Source organism: Variovorax defluvii (genome assembly GCF_039541515.1).
Classification (GTDB): Bacteria; Pseudomonadota; Gammaproteobacteria; order Burkholderiales; family Burkholderiaceae_C; genus Variovorax; species Variovorax defluvii.
Map to the genome: position 1 here is coordinate 199,435 of NZ_BAABGJ010000001.1, position 17,699 is coordinate 217,133.

Here is a 17,699-nt window from a genome sequence, read left to right on the forward strand (position 1 = left end):
CAATGCCAAGCGTTTTTAAAGGGGGTCAGATTCCAATTAATTGTTGACGCTTAAAGTCAGGATAAAAATAGGGACAGATTAAAAGGGACGTCTTGATGCCCATGCTGGAGCCGAACCTCAACTGCGCGGAGCGTTGGGCCGGCCCGGGCGCGCCTTGGTGATGCGGCGGGGCGTGGCCTTCTGCAGGCGATCGATGAAGCCCGAATCACCAACAGCCCAGCCATGCAACGTGGCGTCGGTCAGCGCGGCCTGGTCCGCCGACGCCACGCCGCCTCGGACCAATTCCGCGTACGCCGCCTCACGCGCAAATGGCGTGTTGCCCAGCGACCAGTAGAGGGGGTGCGGCGTCACCAGCTTGTCGTGGCGCAGCCCAGCGTAGTGCGCGTGGCTGGACCACGGGTAGGCACGGGCCTCGGCCACCATGCCGGCACGGACCGGATTGAGGTCGATGTAGGCCATGCAGGTCAGCAGGTACCGGTCGGACTGGATCAGCGTGGACTTGTAGCGCCCCTCCCACAGGGTGCCGGTGCGTCCGTGGCGGTCGTTGAAGTAGCGCACGTAGCGCCGCCCCACCGCCTGCATCCACAAGGGCAGGCCTTCGGCGCTGTCCGGCGTGGCGAGCAGGTGGTAATGGTTGTCCATCAGCACGTAGGCGTGCAGCGCGATGCCTAGCGCTTGCGCGTGCTCGCTCAACAGGCTCAGCAGCATCTCGCGGTCGGCGTTGTCGACGAAGATGGCTTGGCGATTGTTGCCGCGCTGGATCACGTGGTGCGGCTGGCCGGCCAGCGTCAGGCGGGGCAGGCGTGCCATGTCAGTGCAAACGGAAGCGGGTGTGCTGAAGGCTGTCGAGGCCGAACTCGGCGAGCAGTTCCTGCAGCCGGACGGCGGCGCTCGCTTTGCGATGGCCGGTCCGGCGCGCAATGATCAGCTCGTTCTTGAGGCTGTGCTCCCAGCCCACCAGTTCGGTCACGGTCACTTGGTAACCATGCGCCTCCAGATAGAGGCAGCGCAGCACGTTGGTGAGCTGGCTGCCGATTTCGCGCGTATGCAGGGGATGGCGCCACAGCTCGGCAAGGGGCGTGCGCGACAAGGACAGCGCCTTGGTCTGCCGCAGGCAGGCGGCCACCTCGGCCTGGCAGCAGGGCACGAGCACCATGAATCGTGCTTGCTTGGCCAGGCCGAAAGCGATGGCATCGTCGGTGGCGGTGTCGCAGGCATGCAGCGCGGTCACGACGTCCACCTGCGCCGGCAGCTCGGCCGCATCGGCCGATTCCGCCGCACTGATGTTGAGGAAGGACATGCGCTCGAAACCCAGGCGCGCTGCCAGCGCGCGCGACTTCGCCACCAGTTCCGCTCGCGTCTCGATGCCGTAGACGTGCCCCCCGCCTCTGGCCTGGAAGAACAGGTCGTAGATGATGAAGCCGAGGTAGGACTTGCCGGCGCCATGGTCGGCGAGCGTGGCCCGGCCGCCCTCCTCCGGCAGCTCGGCGAGCAGCTTCTCGATGAACTGGAACAGGTGGTAGACCTGCTTGAGCTTGCGGCGCGAGTCCTGGTTGAGCCGCCCTTCGCGCGTGAGAATGTGCAGTTCTTTCAGGAGTTCGATGGACTGGCCCGGCCGCAGGACCTCCTGCAGCTCGGCTTCAGCCTTGGATGCCTTCGCGGCAGATGCCTTGCTCATGAGGCCGCTCCGTGCGGACCGACACCCAGTGCCGCCCATCCCTCGTGCCCGAGTCGTTCCAGCGTCTCGATGTTGCGCCCGAAGATGGCTTCGGCCTCGGGGAAGGCCTCGACGGCGCGGCTCACGCTCTCTTCGCGCAGCAAGTGCAATGTGGGGTACGGCGCGCGGTTGGTCGCGTTCGTGATGTCGTCGATCTCCGCCCCGGCGAACTGGAAGCACGGGTGAAAGCTGGCGAGTTGGAGCTGACCGTCGAAGCCGGCGCGCGCGAGGCGGCGTTCGGCACGGGCGGTGAAATCGTTGAAGTCCAGGAAGTCGGTCAAGGTGTTCGGGGCGATGAGGAGGGTGGTGTCGCGCTCTGCGGCGTCGCAGTCCGCCAGCGCGTGGGCTTCGCCCAGGAGCGCGTCGAGGAGGCCGCCCTCCTCGGCCTCTTCGTAGACGGCATAGTGGATCTGGCCGCGCACGTGCACCGCCTTGGCGAAGGGACACAGGTTCAGCCCGATCACGGCACGTTCGAGCCAGCGTTGCGTGTCCTTCAGCGCTTGTTCGACCGGAACTGGCTTTGTCGGACTCATGCCGCGGTCCCCGTACGGGCCGGCGCCGGCCTCACGCGCGCCGCGAGGGCGAGGCCGGCCAGCGAGCACGCCAGCGTCACGCTCCAGGTCCACTGCCAGCCGCCGGCCCGGTGGGCGATCCACGCAACCACGGGCTGCGCAAGAAACTGGCCCAGGGATGAGGCCTGCTGCATCAGGCCCACCGTCGTCGAGACGGTCGAGGGCCCGGGCGCGAGCCGGACCGAGAGCATGAAAAGGGTCGCCGGGATCATCCCTCCGGCCAGCGAGAACAGGCAGACGGCGAGATAGCGCAGCGCCGGGGGCAGGCTGGCGGCGTCGCCGGCCGGCCCGATCTGCGCGAAGGCCATGATGCTGCTCAGCGCCATCACGACGAAGCCGCTGCGCAGCAGGCGCTCCGGCGCGGCGCCGCGCTGGAGGAGGTGGCCGCCGCAGATGTTGCCGGCGATGTTCATCGCCGCCGCCAACGCCGTCAGCGCGGCGCTCCAGGCGGCGGGCACCCCAACTTCGGCATAGATCACGGGCAGGAAGGCAATCACGGCCATCCATTGCGAGGAATAAACGCCAAAGGCAAGTGCCAGCTTCCACGGCCCCGCGGAACTCACCGTGTCGAGGAGGCGGCCGGAGCCGCTTGCCGGTGATGGCGTCGCCCGCGGGATGCGCAGTTGCCGATCGGCCGGCACCACCGCCCACACCCAGACCGCCGCCATGGCCGAGACAGCCGACAGCGCCCACCACCAGCCCGGCCACCCACCCAGAGCAATCAGCGCCGGACCCAGCAGCAGGGCCAAGGCAACGCCCAGCGGCATGTAGGCCCCCCAGAGACCGAGCGCCTTCTTTTCCGCATTCGGCGGCGAGAGGGCCCGGATCAGGCCGGGCCCGGGCATCACGGTCAATAGAAAGCCGACACCTTCCAGCGCCCGCAGGGCCAGCAGCCAATGGATGGCCTGGGCACCGGCATGCGCCGCAACGCCGACCCACCCGCCCAGGACGCTGGCCACCGTGATCACGACCAGGCCCGCCAATATGCTGCGCCGCAGGCCGACCGCATCGGCCACCAGGCCGAACAACATGCCGAGGGTCATGCCAGCAGCCTGCACCAGCGCCAGGAGGAAGCCTGCCTCGACCAGCCCGATGCCGAGCGTGGCCTGCAGCGCAGGCACCGCCGGCGGCAGCTTGCCGAGGTGCAAGGCCGCGGATACACCGGCCAGAACCACGGCCAACGCCGCGCCGGGGATGCGGGTGTCCGTGGGGGACTGGATCGACTGGCTCATTCGATCCACCGTCGCCCGGTCAGGCGCTCGTGCTCGCGGATCGCGAAGCGGTCCGTCATGCCGGCGATGTAGTCGGCCACCGCGCGCTGGCGGTCTTCGCGCAGCGCAAAGGATTGCGGCATCTGCGCCGGATCGTCGATGTAGGCGTCGAACAACTCGCGCACCACCTCCTTCGCCCTGCCCGTCGTCTGCATGACGCGGGGGTGACGGTAGAGATTGCGGAAAAGGAACTGCTTGAGCTCGGTGGACTGCGCGCGCATGGTCCCGCTGAAGAGTACCAGCGGCGCTGCGCGGCGCACGTCATCCGCGTCGGCTGGTCCGGCCGCTTCGAGCGCGGCACGGGTCGCGTCGATGACGTCGTAAACCTGCGCGCTCAGCATGCGGCGGATGGCCTCGTACAGGACGCGCCGCCCTTGCAGTTGCGGATGCTCCGTCCGCGTTTCGCGCAGGTAGCGGCTGAACAGCGCGACCTCGTCGAGCCGGTCGAGCTCGATCAGGCCCGAGCGCACGCCATCGTCGATGTCGTGGGCGTTGTAGGCGATTTCGTCGGCCAGGTTGCACAGCTGCGCCTCCAGGCCCGGCTGCGTGCGATCGCAGAAGCGACGCCCGACGCCGCCCGGCTCGGCCGCCTCCAGGCGCTCGGCATTGGCGCGCGAGCAGTGCTTGAGGATGCCCTCGCGGGCTTCGAAGCTCAGGTTGAGGCCGTCGTACTGCGGATAGCGGTGCTCGAGCGCATCCACCACGCGCAGGCTCTGCAGGTTGTGCTCGAAGCCCCCATGCTGCGCCATGCAGGCATCGAGCGCATCCTGCCCGGCATGCCCGAAAGGCGTGTGGCCGAGGTCATGGGCCAGCGCAACGGCCTCCACCAGGTCCTCGTTGAGCCGCAGCGCACGCGCGATCGAGCGGCCGAGCTGGGCCACTTCCAGGGAGTGCGTGAGACGGGTGCGGAACAGGTCGCCTTCGTGGTTGAGGAAGACCTGCGTCTTGTAGACCAGGCGCCGGAAAGCAGTCGAATGGACGATGCGGTCTCGGTCTCGCTGGAAGTCGTCACGCGTAGGCGCCGGCGGCTCGGGATGGCGCCGGCCGCGCGACCGCGCCGGATGGCTGGCATAGGGGGCCAGGCTCATCGGTTCAGGCCGGATCAGGACGCGCAGCCCTGTGCCAGCACCTCGCGCACCATGGTGTCGGGCGCACTGCGCATCGCGGCCGAGCCGGGTTGGTCGATGACCACGAAACGAATTTCGCCGGCTTCCGACTTCTTGTCGATGCGCATGAGCTCGAGGTAGCGCTCCAAACCCAGCGCCGGTGCCACGACCGGCAGCCCGGCCCGCTCCACCAGCGCCGAGAGCCGCTGCACGAAGGCTTCATCGACGCCCCCCAGCCGCTGCGACAGCCGTGCGGCCAGCACCATGCCGCAGCCGACGGCCTCGCCGTGCAGCCACTCGCCATAGCCCAGGCCGGACTCGATGGCATGGCCGAAGGTATGGCCGAAATTGAGGATCGCGCGCAGGCCGGTCTCGCGCTCGTCCTGCCCCACGACGGCCGCCTTGATCTCGCAGCTGCGCCGCACCGCATGCGCGAGCGCGGCAGGGTCGCGTGCCATGAGCGCATCGATGTTCGCCTCGATCCAGTCGAAGAAGGCCATGTCGTAGATCGGGCCGTACTTGATGATCTCGGCCAGGCCGGCACTGAGCTCGCGCGCCGGCAAGGTGGACAAGGTGGCCAGGTCGCACATCACCAGACGAGGCTGGTAGAAGGCGCCGATCATGTTCTTGCCCAGAGGATGATTGATCGCCGTCTTGCCACCCACCGACGAATCGACCTGCGCCAGCAGCGTGGTCGGGACCTGCACGAAGGGCACCCCTCGCATGTAGCTGGCCGCCGCGAAGCCGACCATGTCGCCCACCACGCCGCCGCCGAGCGCAAACAGCACCGTCTTGCGGTCGCAGCCGTGGCGCAGCAATGCGTCGAAGATGAGGTTCAGCGTTTGCCAATCTTTGTGCGCCTCGCCGTCGGGCAGCTCCAGCATATGCACGGCCTGGAAGCGGCCGGCCAGGGTGTCGCGCAGGGCTCGCGCATACAACGGCGCGACCGTGGTATTGCTGACAATCAGGGCCGATGCAGCGGCCGGGGCGGCGTCGAAATGGCGCGGCTCGCCGAGCAGGCCGTTGCCGATCAGGATCGGGTAGCTGCGCTCGCCGAGCTGGATCTCGACCCGTTCGGGGGAAAGGAGCACTGACATGGCCCCGAGTTTAGGCGCATGCCGACACGGCCCGGACTCAGACCTGCGGATCGCTTCCGGTGCCCGGGGCTATCAGGCCGGCCAGCTCCAACTGCATCACGATGATGTTCACCAGCATCGCGACGGTCGGCCGGCCGGTTTCGACCACGTCGTGCGCGGTTTCGCGGTAGAGCGGATCACGCGCGGCATAGAGCTCGTGCAGGCGGCCCAAGGGGTCGGCCACCTGCAACAGGGGCCGCTTGACATCGTGCCGCAGCCGCCGGAACAGATCCTCGGGCGAGGAGCGCAGGTAGATTACGTGGAAGTGCTCACGCAGCTGCCGGCGATTGGCCTCCCGCAAGACCGAGCCGCCGCCGGTGGACACGATGCCGCGGGGCGCGGCGGCGAGGTCGGCGATCACCTCCTGCTCGAGGTCACGGAAGCTCTGCTCTCCCTCGCGCTCGAAGTAGTCCCGGATGGAGCAGCCGATGCGCCGCTCGATCAGATCATCGCTGTCGATGAAGGGAAGCTGAAGACGCTGGGCCAAACGCTTGCCCACCGCCGATTTTCCGGCGCCGGGCAGGCCGACGAGGGCGACCGCCACGCACTGTTCCGAACGCCGGCGCGTCAGCGCGCAGCGTTACGGTCGGTAATCATCTTTGGGGTGATAAAGACGAGCATTTCGGTTTTGTTGGCAACGCGTTCGCGCTTGCGGAACAGTGCCCCCACGTAGGGCACTTCACCCAGCACCGGCACGCGCGATTCGTCGTTGGTTTCGGTGAGTTCGAAGATACCACCGATGACCACCGTGCCGCCGTTTTCGACCAGCACCTCGGTCTGCACGTGCTTGGTGTTGATCGCGAAGCCGGCCGTCGTCGCCTGGCCGACTGTGTCCTTGTTGACGTCCAGCGTCAGGATGATGTTGCCTTCCGGGGTGATCTGCGGCGTCACCTCGAGCTTGAGGTTGGCCTTGCGGAAAGCAATGGAGGTCGCGCCGCTGGAGGTGGCGACCTGGTAGGGCAGTTCCGTGCCCTGCTCGATCAGCGCCTTGGTCTGGTCGGCGGTCACCACACGCGGGCTGGACACCACCTTGCCCTTGCCGTCCGCTTCCAGCGCCGAGATCTCGAGGTTCAGCATGCGCGAAAAGCTCGAGTTGAACAGCGAGATGGCAAAGGTGCCGGGCGCATTGCCGTTGCCGGCCACACCGGTCGACGGCAGGTTGACGAAGTTGGAGTTCGTGAAGGTCGTGAGTGCGCTGGTCGGCGTGGTGGCGGTGCCCGGGGTGACGACCGGGATGGCACCGATGTTGCCGAACACGTTCCGTCCGTTGTTCGAGCCCACCGTGGCGCCCGCCACGCCGCCACCGAGACGCACGCCCAGCGACTTGCCGAAAGTGTCGGACGCTTCGACGATGCGCGCCTCGATCAGCACCTGGCGCACCGGCACGTCCAGCTTCTGGATGAGCTCGGCCACCTGCTGCAGGCGCGAGGGAATGTCGGACACGAAGAGCTGGTTGGTCCGCGATTCGGCGATCACGCTGCCGCGCGGGCTCAGGATGCGGGTCGTGGTGCCGGAACCGCCGCCGCTCGCCGCTCCCGAACCGGTCAGGCCCTGCGCGATGGTCACAGCCTTCGTGTAGTTCAGCTGGAAGGATTGGGTGCGCAGCGGCTCCAGGTTCTGGATCGCGGCCTGTGCCTCGAACTCGAGCTTCTCCTTGGCGTTGATCTCGTCCTTGGGCGCGATCCACAGCACGCTGCCGTTCTTGCGCATGCCCAGGTTCTTGGCCTGCATGATGATGTCGAGCGCCTGATCCCAGGGCACGTCCTTCAGGCGCAGGGTCAGCGCACCGGTCACCGAATCCGAGGTCACGATGTTGAAGTTCGTGAAATCGGCGATCACCTGCAGCAGCGAGCGGATCTCGATGTTCTGGAAGTTCAGCGACAGCTTCTCGCCGGTGTAGCCGACACCCTGGGTCAGCTTGGTCGGGTCGACCTTGCGTGGACGCACCTCGACCACGAACTGGTTCTCGCTCTGATAGGCGCTGTGTTCCCAGTCCCCTTTGGGCTCGATGGTCATGCGCACGCGGTCGCCGGCCTGCTGCGCCGTCACGGTCTGCACGGGCGTCCCGAAATCCGACACGTCGAGGCGGCGGCGCAGGCCTTCCGGCAGGGTGGACTTGGTGAACTCGACGACCAGGTTGCGTCCTTGCTGGCGGATGTCCACGCCGACCTGGTTGTTGGCCAGGTCGACGACCACGCGGCCGGTGTTGTCCGAGCCGAGGCGGAAGTCGACATCCCGCAGGGGCAGCATGTCGCGGTTGCGGTTCTCGGCGAAGGCCTGAGGCGTCGAAGCGACCAGGGCGGCACCTGGAACGGGCTCCAGAGACACCAGCAGAGACTTGCCCTGGATCTCGGCCTTGTAAGCCGTCGCCTGCTTGAGGTTCAGGACCAGCCGGGTGCGCTCCCCGGCCTGCACCACGTTGATGGAACGCAGATTGCCCTGGTTGATGTCGATCGCAGAGCGGCCGATCGCATTGGTCACGCCAGGAAAGTCAAGTGCGATGCGCGCCGGCGTCTGGATCGCGAAGCCAGTGGGCGGGGTCGTGAGCGGCTGCGTGAGGTCAATGCGCACGACCTCGGCGCCGGACTGCATCGAGCTGGTGACCGACTCGATCGCGTTCTGCGCATGCGCCATCGCCACCGCGCCACAGGCGAGCAGGCCAGCGCCGACCACGCGCAGCCACTGCGCGAACCTGTATTTCTTCGGTTTCATTTCGACCTCTCTTGCAACTGCAGCGTCGCCACGCGTTCGATCCATTCGCCAGCGGCGTCCTGCACGATTTCACGCAAGGCGAGTTCGGTTTCGCTAATGCGCGTGATGCGCCCGTAGTTGAGCCCCAGATAGTTACCAACTCGCACCTGATAGAGCAGCTTGTCCACGGTGATGAGCGCGACGGGTTGACCATTGCGCACCATGCTGCCCACCATGGCCATGGAGTCGAGCGGGAATGCTTCCAGCGCTTCCTTGCGGCGGGTCAGTTCCGGCGCGATCAGGCCCGAGGTGCTGGGCTGGCTGGCGTCGCGCCGCAGGGCCTGCGTGAGCTTCTGCATGTTGAAGGGCTCGAACGCATTGCCCTCGGTGTAAGCCTGGGGTGTGAATTTCTTCGGCTCGGTGATCGGCGGCACGGTGGGCCGCACCTGTGCCTTCTGCTCGGCCATCCAGCGCTGGAGCTCTTCCTGGTCGGAGCCTAAGCAGCCGCTCAGGGCGAAGGCCGCGGCGCAGAGCCACAAGGGGTAAAAAAGCCTTCTCATTTCTTCTTCGCCGCAGCTGTAGCAGCGCGCTTTTGCGCCGCCTGCTCTTCTTCGTCAAGGTAGCGGAAGGTCCGCGCCGTGGCATCCATCGTCAGCGCGCCGTCCTTGCCCGGGGTGACCGCCAGATTGTTCAAGGTCACGATGCGCGAGAGATTGGCCACATCCGCAACGAAAGCGCCCATGTCGTGATAGCGCCCCGTGACCTTCACCGCGATCGGCAGCTCGGCGTAGTAGTCCTTGACGACGACCTGGCCCGGGCGGAACAGCTCGAACTGGAGGCTGCGGCCGAGTCCGGCCTGGTTGATGTCAGAAAGCAGGGCATCCATCTCGGCCTTGCTCGGCAATTGCTTCTCGAGCAGCGTCACGTATTGCTGTACCTGCTCCCGCTGCTTCTTCAAGAGTTCGAGATTCGCGGCCTGCCCCACCTTCTTCTGGTAGTCGGCGCGGAGGGCGACTTCCTTGGCTTTTTCGGCCTCGAGTTCGTCGTTGGAATTGGTGAGCCATACAAACCACAGAGCCACCAGAACCAGCACCGTGACCAACGCGCACAACGCGTAGCGAGGCACCGGCGGCCACACCGAAGGGTCGTTCGGATTCAGGCCACGGAATTGCTCGGCGAAGCGCTGCAGAGCGGCACCGATGTCGATGTTGGAAGCGCGTTTGGTTGCCATGATGCCGCTCAACCCTTGCCCGCGGACGAAGACGCCGCCCCGGTGCCGGCCGCGGGCTTTTGCGCATCCGTCGGCCGCTTGAGCCCGATGCGCATCGTGAAGTTAGCCACCCGCCGCTGATCGCGCGGGCTCAGGCTGACGTTGCCGGCGGTGATTTCCACCAGTTCGGGCTTGACCAGCCACGGGCTGTTGTTGCCCAGGTTCCGCAACAACTCCGACACCCGCTCGTTGGACTGGGCCTGGCCCAGCAATGTGACCGTCTGGTTGTCCTGCTTCATGCTGGTCAGGTAGACGCCGTCGGGCAACTGCCGCACAAGTTCGTTGAGCAGGTGCACCGGCATGTTGCGGTCTCCCTGGAGGTCCTCCACGGCCTGCTGGCGCGCGCGCAAGGCGGCAATCTCGGCCTGAAGGGTGGAGATCTCCTTGATCTCGGCTTCCAACTTCTTGATTTCGGCCTGGAGAAAGCTGTTCTTGGCCTGCTGATCGGCGATCTGGGCCTGGTACCAGAGAAAGGCGGCACCGGCGATGAGGCAGCCCAAGACCGCCGACGCGCCCAGTGCCGCATAGAAGGTCTCTCGCCTGCGCTTGCGCGCGGCCTCCCGGTGCGGGAGCAGGTTGATAAGAATCACTGCAGGAACCTCCGCATCGCCAGGCCGCAGGAGGTCAGGTACGAGGGCGCCTCGCGCCGTACCTTCTTCTCGCGAATACCACTGCCAATTTCCATGCCGTCGAAGGGATTGACCAGCGAGCAGGCAAAGGACGTCTGACGCGTGACGGCGGTGGTCAGCCCCGGAAGCGCAGCCGATCCACCTGCGAGCAGTACGTAGTCGACCCGGTTGTGCGGTGTGCTGGTGAAGAAGAACTGAAGCGCCCTGGCGATTTCCTGTGCGATGCTCGCCACGAAGGGCTTGAGCACGCCGGAGCCGTAGTCGTCGGGCAGGTCGCCACTGCGCTTCTTGGCTTCGGCCTCTTCGGCGGAAAAGCCGTACTGCCGCACGATCAACTGCGTGAGCTGGGCGCCGCCGAAGGCTTGGTCCCGGTCGTAGAGGACCTCCTGGTTGCGCAGCACCTGCATGCTGGTCGTGAAGGCACCCACTTCGAAGAGCGCCACCACGGCATCGCGGCCCTGCCCGGGAAGCTGCTCGATCAGGCGCGCTGTCGCCAGCCGCGACGCGTAGGACTCGACGTCGAGGATGACCGCCTTCAGGCCGGCGGCTTCCGCGAGACCTTGGCGATCCTGCACCTTTTCCTTGCGTGAAGCGGCAATGAGGACTTCCACGTCACCGGTGGTGTTGGCACTCTGACCGATGACGCAGAAGTCCAGGCTCACCTCGTCCAGCGAGAACGGGATGTACTGGTTGGCCTCGGACTCGACCTGGATCTCGAGCTCCTGTTCGCTCATGCCTCCGGGCAGGATGATCTTCTTGGTGATGACAGCGGAGGGCGGAAGGGCCAGCGCCGCGTTCTTGGTGCGGCTGCCACTCTTGCGCACCACGCGCCGGACCGCCTCTGCCACCTCGTCGAACTTCTCGACGTTGCCGTCCGTGATCCAGCCTCGTTCCAACGGTTCGATGGCGCAACGCTCCAGAACCAGCCTGCCGCTGGCATCGCGGCCGAGTTCGACCAGCTTGACGCTGGACGAGCTGACGTCCAACCCCAGCAACGGCGCTGGCTGACGGCGAAACAGCGATCCGAAAGCGGCCAAGTTAAATCCCGTTCCGTTTGTAACGATTGGAAATATATGCGTGTGGGTGCATGCTAGCAGGACGTTTCCGGCCAACCAAGCGCCGGAACATGAAGTCTCGCATCAAGCGTTGTCAAAAAAGAACGTAACAGCCTCGATTCATAACTTACGTCACGAATGCGAGTACTTGGGTTTTATGTCCCCCAGAAGGGCCCGTCCGGAAAGGGGCGCTTTTTATAATTGGCGTTGACTTCCACTTTCCCTCATGCCCGAAAAGACTCGCCCCCACGGGCCCGCCAAGACTCCCCCGCCTCCCATCCGCCCCGTCTGGCTGACCTGGCTGACGCGCTTTGTGCTGTGGGGAGCAGGCCTGGTAGCGGCGGGCGCGGTGGCCCTGGCCTGCATCGTGGCCGTGGCGCTGGCCGTGGCCTATCCGAACCTTCCCGATATCTCCGAACTCGCGGACTACCGGCCCAAGCTGCCGTTGCGGGTCTTTTCCTCCGAGGGCATTCTGATCGGCGAATTCGGCGAGGAGCGCCGCAACCTCACGCCGATCGCGACCATCCCCAAGGTCATGAAAGACGCGGTGCTGGCAGCGGAGGATGCGCGCTTCTACGACCACGGCGGAGTCGACTATAAGGGCCTGTTGCGCGCCGGTCTGGCCAACATGAACAGAATGAAGAGCCAGGGCGCCTCCACCATCACGATGCAGGTGGCACGCAACGTCTACCTGAGTTCCGAGAAGACGCTGACCCGGAAGATCTATGAGGTCCTGCTCACCTTCAAGCTCGAGCACTTACTGACCAAGGACCAGATTCTCGAGATCTATCTCAACCAGATCTATCTGGGCAACCGTGCCTACGGTTTCGCTGCGGCTTCGGAGGCGTATTTCGGCAAGCCGCTCAAGAACATCACCATCGCTCAGGCGGCAATGCTGGCGGGTCTGCCCAAGGCGCCCGGAGCGAACAATCCGGTCAACAATCCGACGCGCGCGCGCGGTCGCCAGCTCTACGTGATCGACCGCATGCAGGAGGCCGGCTTCATCACGGCCGAACAGGCTGCCGAGGCGAAGAAGGAAGAGCTGCACCTGCGCGACGGCGCCGACCCCACCAGGCTGCATGCCGAGTACGTGGCCGAGACGGTGCGCCAGCTGATGTACGCCCAGTACGGCGACAGCACCTACACGCGCGGGCTGAAGGTCTACACCACGCTGGTAGCCACCGACCAGGCCGCAGCCTACAAGGCACTGCGCAAAGGCATCATGGACTACGAACGGCGCCAAATCTATCGCGGCCCCGAGAAGTTCGTGGAACTGCCGAACGACCCCAAGGAACTCGACGAGGCGGTCGACGATGCCCTGGCTGAGCATCCAGACAACGGCGATGTGATGTCGGCTGTGGTGCTCAAGGCCACCGCCAAGGAGATCACTGCCGTGCGCGCCAACGGCGACACGTTGCAGATCGTCGGCGAAGGCTTGCGTCCCGCCCAGTCGGGGCTGTCCGACAAGGCCCCTCCGAACATCAAGATCCGCCGCGGCGCGGTGATCCGCGTCGTGAAGACGCCGAAGAACACGTGGGAGATCACGCAGCTGCCGGAGGTCGAGGGCGCCTTCGTGGCGCTAGACCCGCGGGACGGCGCGGTCAAGGCCATGGTCGGCGGCTTCGATTTCGACAAGAACAAGTTCAACCATGTCACGCAGGCTTGGCGGCAACCGGGGTCGAGCTTCAAACCCTTCATCTACTCGGCAGCCCTCGAGAAGGGCTTCACGCCAGGGACGGTGGTCAACGACGGACCGCTCTTCTTCGATGCCGGCACCACCGGCGGCCAGCCCTGGGAGCCGAAGAACTACGACGGCAACTTCGAGGGTCCGATGTCCCTGCGCCGCGCCCTCGCGAAGTCGAAGAACATGGTGTCGATCCGCGTGCTGCAATCCATCGGCACGCGCTACGCCCAGGACTGGATCGGCAACTTCGGCTTCGAGCGCGAAAAGCATCCTGCCTACCTGCCGATGGCACTGGGAGCAGGTGCGGTCACGCCGATGCAGATGGCGACGGCCTACTCGGTGTTCGCGAACGGCGGCTATCGCGTCAACCCCTACCTCGTGACGCGCGTCACCGACCACAAGGACCGGGTGCTCGTCGAGACCCAGCCCCCCTTGCTCAACGAGAGCATGCGCGCCATCCCGCAACGCAACGCCTTCATCATGGACAGCCTGCTGCAGGAGGTCGCCCGCACCGGCACCGCCGCCAAGGCACAGGCCACGCTGAAGCGGCCGGACCTCTACGGCAAGACCGGCACCACCAACGATTCGCTCGATGCCTGGTTCGCCGGCTTCCAGCCCACGATGGCCGCCGTGGCCTGGATGGGCTACGACACGCCGCGCAAGCTCGGCGATCGCGAGACCGGCGGCGGATTGAGTCTGCCCATCTGGATCAGCTTCATGGAGACCGCCATCAAGGGCGTGCCGGTGACCGAGTTGACCGCGTCGCCGCCGTCGGGCGTGGTCAACGTCGGAGGCGAGTGGTACTACGACGATTACGCGCCGGGGCGTGGCGTGGCCACCCTCGGTATCGAGGCGGGCCCGACGCCGCCGGCGGAAGCAATCTCCGGCGCGCCCATCGGTGCGGCACCGCAGCCCGAAGAGCGCAGCCGCATCCTCGACCTGTTCCGCAACTGACCCGGGGGTCTTCAGCTGCTGGTGAACCGCAGCGGCAGCCCGGATTGCGCGCTGGCCTCGCGCGAAAGCTGGCCGAACAGTTCCTCCCCGCTCTTGGTGTCGACCCACGCCTGGCCGTCATGACGGTAGTGATAGCCGCCGGAGCGCGCCGCCAGCCAGATCTCGTGCAGGGGCTTTTGCAGGTTGACGATCAGCTGGCTGCCGTTGCGAAAGGTGATGGTGACCATGCCGCCTACGCGCTGGTTGTCGATGTCAGCATCTGTCGTGTCGTTGATGCGGTCGCAACTGCTTTCGATGGCGGCCAGCGCAGCCTCCGCGCGGTCCAGGTATTCGGGGTCGGTCATTACAATTTCAGCATGTCGAATGTCCGTCAAATTCTAGTGAGCGCCATTGGCCTCATGCTCATCGGGGTCGCGCTGGGCGGCTGTGGGCAAAAGGGCGCGCTTTATCTGCCGACCGAGCCCGCCGCGAGGGACCGAGCCACCCTCCCCGAACTGCTTCTGCCGCGTTCCAGCAGCAACGATGCGGCCATCGGCGGAACGGGCGGGACCAGCGCAACACCCGGGCAGTCCCCCGCCGCCGTCGGCACCACGGCGCCGAAGAGCGAGGGCATGAAGTGAGCGAACAGAACCTGCCTCTTCCCGGCCATCCGCACATCGCCTACCGTGACAATACGCTGTACGTCGAAGGGGTCGCGCTGCCAGCCCTGGCACGCGAACACGGTACGCCGTTATTCGTCTACTCCAAGCAATGGATGCTCGACGCCCTGGCAGCGTACCAGCGAGGCTTCGAAGGACGCGACGCGCTGGTCTGCTATGCGATCAAGGCCAATTCCTCCCTGGGCATTCTGCGCGTTTTCGCCGAGGCAGGCTGCGGCTTCGACATCGTGTCGGGCGGGGAGCTCGCACGCGTGCTCGCGGCAGGCGCCGATCCTGCCAAGGTGATCTTCTCCGGCGTCGGCAAGACCCGGGCCGAGATGCGTCAGGCCCTGGCCGCCGGCATCGCCTGTTTCAACGTGGAGAGCGAAGCCGAGATCGATGTGCTCAATGCGGTCGCGCTCGCGGAAGGGCGCCGTGCCGCCATCAGCGTGCGCATCAACCCCAACGTCGATCCGAAGACCCATCCTTACATCTCCACCGGCCTCAAGGGGAACAAGTTCGGCATCGCGCACGACCGCGCCGTGGCCATCTACCAGCATGCCGCGTCGCTCGCCGGCCTGCAGGTGGTGGGCATCGACTGCCACATCGGCTCGCAGATCACCGAGGCCGAGCCTTACCTCGAAGCGCTGGAGCGCGTGCTCGACCTGGTCGAGGCCATCGAGAAGGCCGGCATTCCGCTGCATCACCTGGACTTCGGCGGTGGCTTGGGCATCGACTACAACGGCGACACGCCGCCCGCGGCCGATGCGCTGTGGCAGCGATTGCTGGCGCGCCTCGATGCCCGCGGCTTCGGTCGGCGGCGCCTGATCGTCGAGCCGGGCCGCTCCCTTGTCGGCAATGCGGGCCTGTGCGTGACGGAAGTGCTCTACACCAAGCCGGGCGAGGAAAAGAACTTCTGCATCGTCGACGCGGCGATGAACGACCTGCCGCGGCCCGCGATGTACCAGGCCTTCCACCGCATCGCGCCGGTGGTCTCGCGCCAAGGTGGCCAGGCGCTCACTTACGACGTGGTGGGCCCGGTCTGCGAAAGCGGCGACTGGCTCGGCCGCGACCGCGCCCTGGACGTGCAAGCCGGTGACTTGCTGGCAGTCCTCTCCGCCGGTGCCTATTCGATGGCGATGGCCAGCAACTACAACACCCGTGGCCGGGCCGCCGAGCTGCTGGTGAGCGGCGATCGCGCCACACTGATCCGCCGCCGCGAGACCATCGAGGACCAACTGCGCAGCGAGCGACTGGGCGACTGAGCCCCCACCTCACTTGCTCATCTGCACGCGCCCGGCCGAAGATGGCCGCGGCACGCTCGCCCCGTTCTTCCTGTTGCGCGCGAAGTTCCAGACCCGCCAGCCCAGCAGCACCGCCACAATCGCGGCGTAGACGAACACCTCGCTGAAATTGTTCTTGCCGGCACGCATCCAGAAGAAGTGCAGCAGCCCCAGCCCGGCGATCAGATAGACCAGCTTGTGCAGCGCCTGCCAGCGCCTCGCACCCAGTGCCTTGATCGCGCGGTTGAACGAGGTAGCTGCGAGCGGCGTGAGCAGCACGAAGGCGCTGAAGCCGACCAGGATGAAGGGACGCTTGGCGATGTCCTTCGCGATCTCGGGAATGTCGAAGCCCATGTCGAAGAGGCTGTAGCTCAGCAGGTGGACGACCACGTAGAAGTACGCGAACAGGCCCAGCATGCGCCTGAAGCGCGCCAGCGCGTTGACTTTGAAGCTCACGCGCAACGGGGTGACGGCCAGCACGATGCAGAGGAAGCGCAGGGTCCAGTCGCCCGTCGAGCGGATCAAGTACTCCGCCGGATTGGCGCCCAGGCCTTCGGTGACGGCGCCATAGGCCAGCCAGGCAAAGGGCAGCAATCCCAGGATAAACACCAGCGGCTTCGCAGCCGGGTGCAGCAGCAGCTTGTTCATGGCCGGTCGACTCAGTAGAACTTCTTCAGGTCCATGCCGGCATAGAGCTGGCCGACCTGCGGCTCGTAGCCGTTGAACATCAAGGTCTTGTGCCGCTTGGCAAACAGCCCCGATCCGTCGCCGATGCGCCGCTCGGTCGCCTGACTCCAGCGCGGGTGGTCCACGTTCGGATTGACGTTCGAATAGAAACCGTACTCCTGCGCCGCGGCCTTGTTCCAGGCGGTGCCCGGTTCCTTCTCGACGAAACGAATCTTCACGATGGACTTGGCGCTCTTGAACCCGTATTTCCACGGCACCACGATGCGCACCGGGGCGCCGTTCTGGTTGGGCAGCACCTCGCCGTACATGCCGAAGGTCAGCAACGTGAGGGGATGCATGGCCTCGTCCATGCGCAGCCCTTCCGCGTAGGGCCAGTCCAGGACGCGCGAACCCACGAAAGGCATGGTCTTGGGGTCGGCCAGGGTGACGAACTCGACGTACTTGGCGCTGCCCTGCGGCTCCACCCGCTTGATGAGTTCGGCCAGCGAATAGCCGACCCAGGGGATCACCATCGACCAGCCTTCGACGCAGCGCAGGCGGTAGATGCGCTCTTCCTGTGCGCTGAGCTTGATCAGGTCCTCGATGCCGTACTTGCCCGGCTTCTTGACCAGGCCTTCGACCTCGACGGTCCACGGCCGGGTTTTCAACGTCCCGGCGTTCTTGACCGGATCGCCCTTGTCGGTGCCGAACTCGTAGTAATTGTTGTAGCTGGTCGCGTCCTTGTAGTCGGTGAGCTTCTCCATCGTCTGCGCACCGGGCACGGCCGACTTCTGGCCCTGGAGCGCCGCCAGCTTGCCGGGTGCGGTGGCCTGCGCCAACGCGTCGCGGGCGGCCCAGGAAGCCAGCGCCGCCCCCGCCATGCCACCGGCCAGCAGCTTGAGCATGTCGCGACGCCCCTCGTAGGCCGCGCGCGGCGTGATTTCGCTGGACCGCGGGTGGATAAAGCCGGAATCATCGGAACGAATCAACATGGATCGCCTTTCAGCTGTTTTGTCGTACTGGGATC

18 protein-coding genes are annotated in these 17,699 nt (G+C 66.0%); 3 read left to right on the plus strand and 15 right to left on the minus strand.

Features of this window, described 5'->3' with window-relative positions; all coding sequences use genetic code 11:
• Positions 1 to 117 precede the first annotated feature (117 nt).
• From ABEA07_RS00975 to ABEA07_RS01030, 12 genes are read right to left on the minus strand one after another with little or no spacing between them, the layout of a single operon-like run.
• Complete coding sequence (locus ABEA07_RS00975; RefSeq protein WP_345535284.1) at positions 118 to 810, minus strand: transposase; 693 nt, start codon at positions 808 to 810, stop codon at positions 118 to 120.
• Between the two features lies 1 nt (position 811).
• Positions 812 to 1,678 carry a class I SAM-dependent methyltransferase gene (locus ABEA07_RS00980; protein WP_345535285.1) on the minus strand — a complete coding sequence of 289 codons (867 nt, stop codon included), beginning with the start codon at positions 1,676 to 1,678 and terminating at the stop codon, positions 812 to 814.
• A complete protein-coding gene (locus ABEA07_RS00985; protein ID WP_345535287.1) occupies positions 1,675 to 2,250 on the minus strand; it encodes a DUF1415 domain-containing protein in 576 nt (191 codons plus the stop codon). Before ABEA07_RS00985 ends, ABEA07_RS00980 begins: the two co-directional genes overlap by 4 nt.
• Positions 2,247 to 3,521 (minus strand): MFS transporter, encoded by a 1,275-nt coding sequence (locus ABEA07_RS00990; RefSeq protein ID WP_345535288.1) that lies wholly within the window; start codon positions 3,519 to 3,521, stop codon positions 2,247 to 2,249. The genes ABEA07_RS00985 and ABEA07_RS00990 overlap by 4 nt, the downstream gene beginning before the upstream one ends.
• The gene (locus ABEA07_RS00995; RefSeq protein ID WP_345535290.1) at positions 3,518 to 4,648 is read right to left on the minus strand and encodes a deoxyguanosinetriphosphate triphosphohydrolase; all 1,131 of its coding nucleotides are present in this window, start codon (positions 4,646 to 4,648) and stop codon (positions 3,518 to 3,520) included. The genes ABEA07_RS00990 and ABEA07_RS00995 overlap by 4 nt, the downstream gene beginning before the upstream one ends.
• Positions 4,649 to 4,662: 14 nt before the next feature.
• Positions 4,663 to 5,763 (minus strand): 3-dehydroquinate synthase, encoded by a 1,101-nt coding sequence (gene aroB, locus ABEA07_RS01000; RefSeq protein ID WP_345535291.1) that lies wholly within the window; start codon positions 5,761 to 5,763, stop codon positions 4,663 to 4,665.
• Positions 5,764 to 5,800: 37 nt separating this feature from the next.
• Entirely contained in the window at positions 5,801 to 6,346 is a 546-nt protein-coding gene (locus tag ABEA07_RS01005; protein ID WP_345535292.1) for a shikimate kinase, read from the minus strand.
• Positions 6,347 to 6,369: 23 nt separating this feature from the next.
• Complete coding sequence (locus ABEA07_RS01010) at positions 6,370 to 8,514, minus strand: type IV pilus secretin PilQ (RefSeq protein ID WP_345535294.1); 2,145 nt, start codon at positions 8,512 to 8,514, stop codon at positions 6,370 to 6,372.
• Positions 8,511 to 9,053, minus strand: coding sequence for a pilus assembly protein PilP (locus ABEA07_RS01015; RefSeq protein WP_345535296.1), 543 nt, complete (start codon positions 9,051 to 9,053; stop codon positions 8,511 to 8,513). Before ABEA07_RS01015 ends, ABEA07_RS01010 begins: the two co-directional genes overlap by 4 nt.
• Positions 9,050 to 9,724, minus strand: a complete 675-nt coding sequence (locus ABEA07_RS01020) for a type IV pilus inner membrane component PilO (protein WP_345535297.1) — start codon at positions 9,722 to 9,724, stop codon at positions 9,050 to 9,052. Before ABEA07_RS01020 ends, ABEA07_RS01015 begins: the two co-directional genes overlap by 4 nt.
• A gap of 8 nt (positions 9,725 to 9,732) precedes the next feature.
• Positions 9,733 to 10,353 carry a PilN domain-containing protein gene (locus ABEA07_RS01025; RefSeq protein WP_345535298.1) on the minus strand — a complete coding sequence of 207 codons (621 nt, stop codon included), beginning with the start codon at positions 10,351 to 10,353 and terminating at the stop codon, positions 9,733 to 9,735.
• Positions 10,350 to 11,429 (minus strand): pilus assembly protein PilM, encoded by a 1,080-nt coding sequence (locus ABEA07_RS01030; RefSeq protein WP_345535299.1) that lies wholly within the window; start codon positions 11,427 to 11,429, stop codon positions 10,350 to 10,352. Before ABEA07_RS01030 ends, ABEA07_RS01025 begins: the two co-directional genes overlap by 4 nt.
• 244 nt (positions 11,430 to 11,673) lie before the next feature.
• Between ABEA07_RS01030 and ABEA07_RS01035 the strand changes: the two genes are divergently transcribed.
• Complete coding sequence (locus ABEA07_RS01035; RefSeq protein ID WP_345535301.1) at positions 11,674 to 14,085, plus strand: penicillin-binding protein 1A; 2,412 nt, start codon at positions 11,674 to 11,676, stop codon at positions 14,083 to 14,085.
• 11 nt (positions 14,086 to 14,096) lie between these two features.
• On the opposite strand, the gene cyaY is transcribed toward ABEA07_RS01035, so the two are convergent.
• Positions 14,097 to 14,429, minus strand: a complete 333-nt coding sequence (gene cyaY, locus ABEA07_RS01040) for an iron donor protein CyaY (RefSeq protein ID WP_345535302.1) — start codon at positions 14,427 to 14,429, stop codon at positions 14,097 to 14,099.
• Positions 14,430 to 14,441: 12 nt separating this feature from the next.
• Between cyaY and lptM the strand changes: the two genes are divergently transcribed.
• Together lptM and lysA are read left to right on the plus strand one after the other, a co-directional pair.
• Positions 14,442 to 14,705 carry an LPS translocon maturation chaperone LptM gene (gene lptM, locus ABEA07_RS01045; RefSeq protein WP_345535304.1) on the plus strand — a complete coding sequence of 88 codons (264 nt, stop codon included), beginning with the start codon at positions 14,442 to 14,444 and terminating at the stop codon, positions 14,703 to 14,705.
• Positions 14,702 to 15,988, plus strand: a complete 1,287-nt coding sequence (gene lysA / locus ABEA07_RS01050; RefSeq protein ID WP_345535305.1) for a diaminopimelate decarboxylase — start codon at positions 14,702 to 14,704, stop codon at positions 15,986 to 15,988. Before lptM ends, lysA begins: the two co-directional genes overlap by 4 nt.
• A gap of 9 nt (positions 15,989 to 15,997) precedes the next feature.
• Here lysA and ABEA07_RS01055 read toward each other — a convergent pair whose 3' ends face one another.
• Complete coding sequence (locus ABEA07_RS01055; protein ID WP_345535306.1) at positions 15,998 to 16,654, minus strand: protein-methionine-sulfoxide reductase heme-binding subunit MsrQ; 657 nt, start codon at positions 16,652 to 16,654, stop codon at positions 15,998 to 16,000.
• A gap of 11 nt (positions 16,655 to 16,665) precedes the next feature.
• Complete coding sequence (msrP, locus tag ABEA07_RS01060; protein ID WP_345535308.1) at positions 16,666 to 17,664, minus strand: protein-methionine-sulfoxide reductase catalytic subunit MsrP; 999 nt, start codon at positions 17,662 to 17,664, stop codon at positions 16,666 to 16,668.
• Between the last annotated feature and the right edge of the window lie 35 nt (positions 17,665 to 17,699).

What these genes read in the sequence shown, in the direction of transcription:
- ABEA07_RS00975 (WP_345535284.1), bottom strand. Translation starts at nt 810, where the DNA reads ATGGCACGCCTGCCCCGCCTGACGCTGGCCGGCCAGCCGCACCACGTG.
- ABEA07_RS00980 (WP_345535285.1), bottom strand. Translation starts at nt 1,678, where the DNA reads ATGAGCAAGGCATCTGCCGCGAAGGCATCCAAGGCTGAAGCCGAGCTG.
- ABEA07_RS00985 (WP_345535287.1), bottom strand. Translation starts at nt 2,250, where the DNA reads ATGAGTCCGACAAAGCCAGTTCCGGTCGAACAAGCGCTGAAGGACACG.
- ABEA07_RS00990 (WP_345535288.1), bottom strand. Translation starts at nt 3,521, where the DNA reads ATGAGCCAGTCGATCCAGTCCCCCACGGACACCCGCATCCCCGGCGCG.
- ABEA07_RS00995 (WP_345535290.1), bottom strand. Translation starts at nt 4,648, where the DNA reads ATGAGCCTGGCCCCCTATGCCAGCCATCCGGCGCGGTCGCGCGGCCGG.
- aroB (WP_345535291.1), bottom strand. Translation starts at nt 5,763, where the DNA reads ATGTCAGTGCTCCTTTCCCCCGAACGGGTCGAGATCCAGCTCGGCGAG.
- ABEA07_RS01010 (WP_345535294.1), bottom strand. Translation starts at nt 8,514, where the DNA reads ATGAAACCGAAGAAATACAGGTTCGCGCAGTGGCTGCGCGTGGTCGGC.
- ABEA07_RS01015 (WP_345535296.1), bottom strand. Translation starts at nt 9,053, where the DNA reads ATGAGAAGGCTTTTTTACCCCTTGTGGCTCTGCGCCGCGGCCTTCGCC.
- ABEA07_RS01020 (WP_345535297.1), bottom strand. Translation starts at nt 9,724, where the DNA reads ATGGCAACCAAACGCGCTTCCAACATCGACATCGGTGCCGCTCTGCAG.
- ABEA07_RS01035 (WP_345535301.1), top strand. Translation starts at nt 11,674, where the DNA reads ATGCCCGAAAAGACTCGCCCCCACGGGCCCGCCAAGACTCCCCCGCCT.
- cyaY (WP_345535302.1), bottom strand. Translation starts at nt 14,429, where the DNA reads ATGACCGACCCCGAATACCTGGACCGCGCGGAGGCTGCGCTGGCCGCC.
- lptM (WP_345535304.1), top strand. Translation starts at nt 14,442, where the DNA reads ATGTCGAATGTCCGTCAAATTCTAGTGAGCGCCATTGGCCTCATGCTC.
- ABEA07_RS01055 (WP_345535306.1), bottom strand. Translation starts at nt 16,654, where the DNA reads ATGAACAAGCTGCTGCTGCACCCGGCTGCGAAGCCGCTGGTGTTTATC.
- msrP (WP_345535308.1), bottom strand. Translation starts at nt 17,664, where the DNA reads ATGTTGATTCGTTCCGATGATTCCGGCTTTATCCACCCGCGGTCCAGC.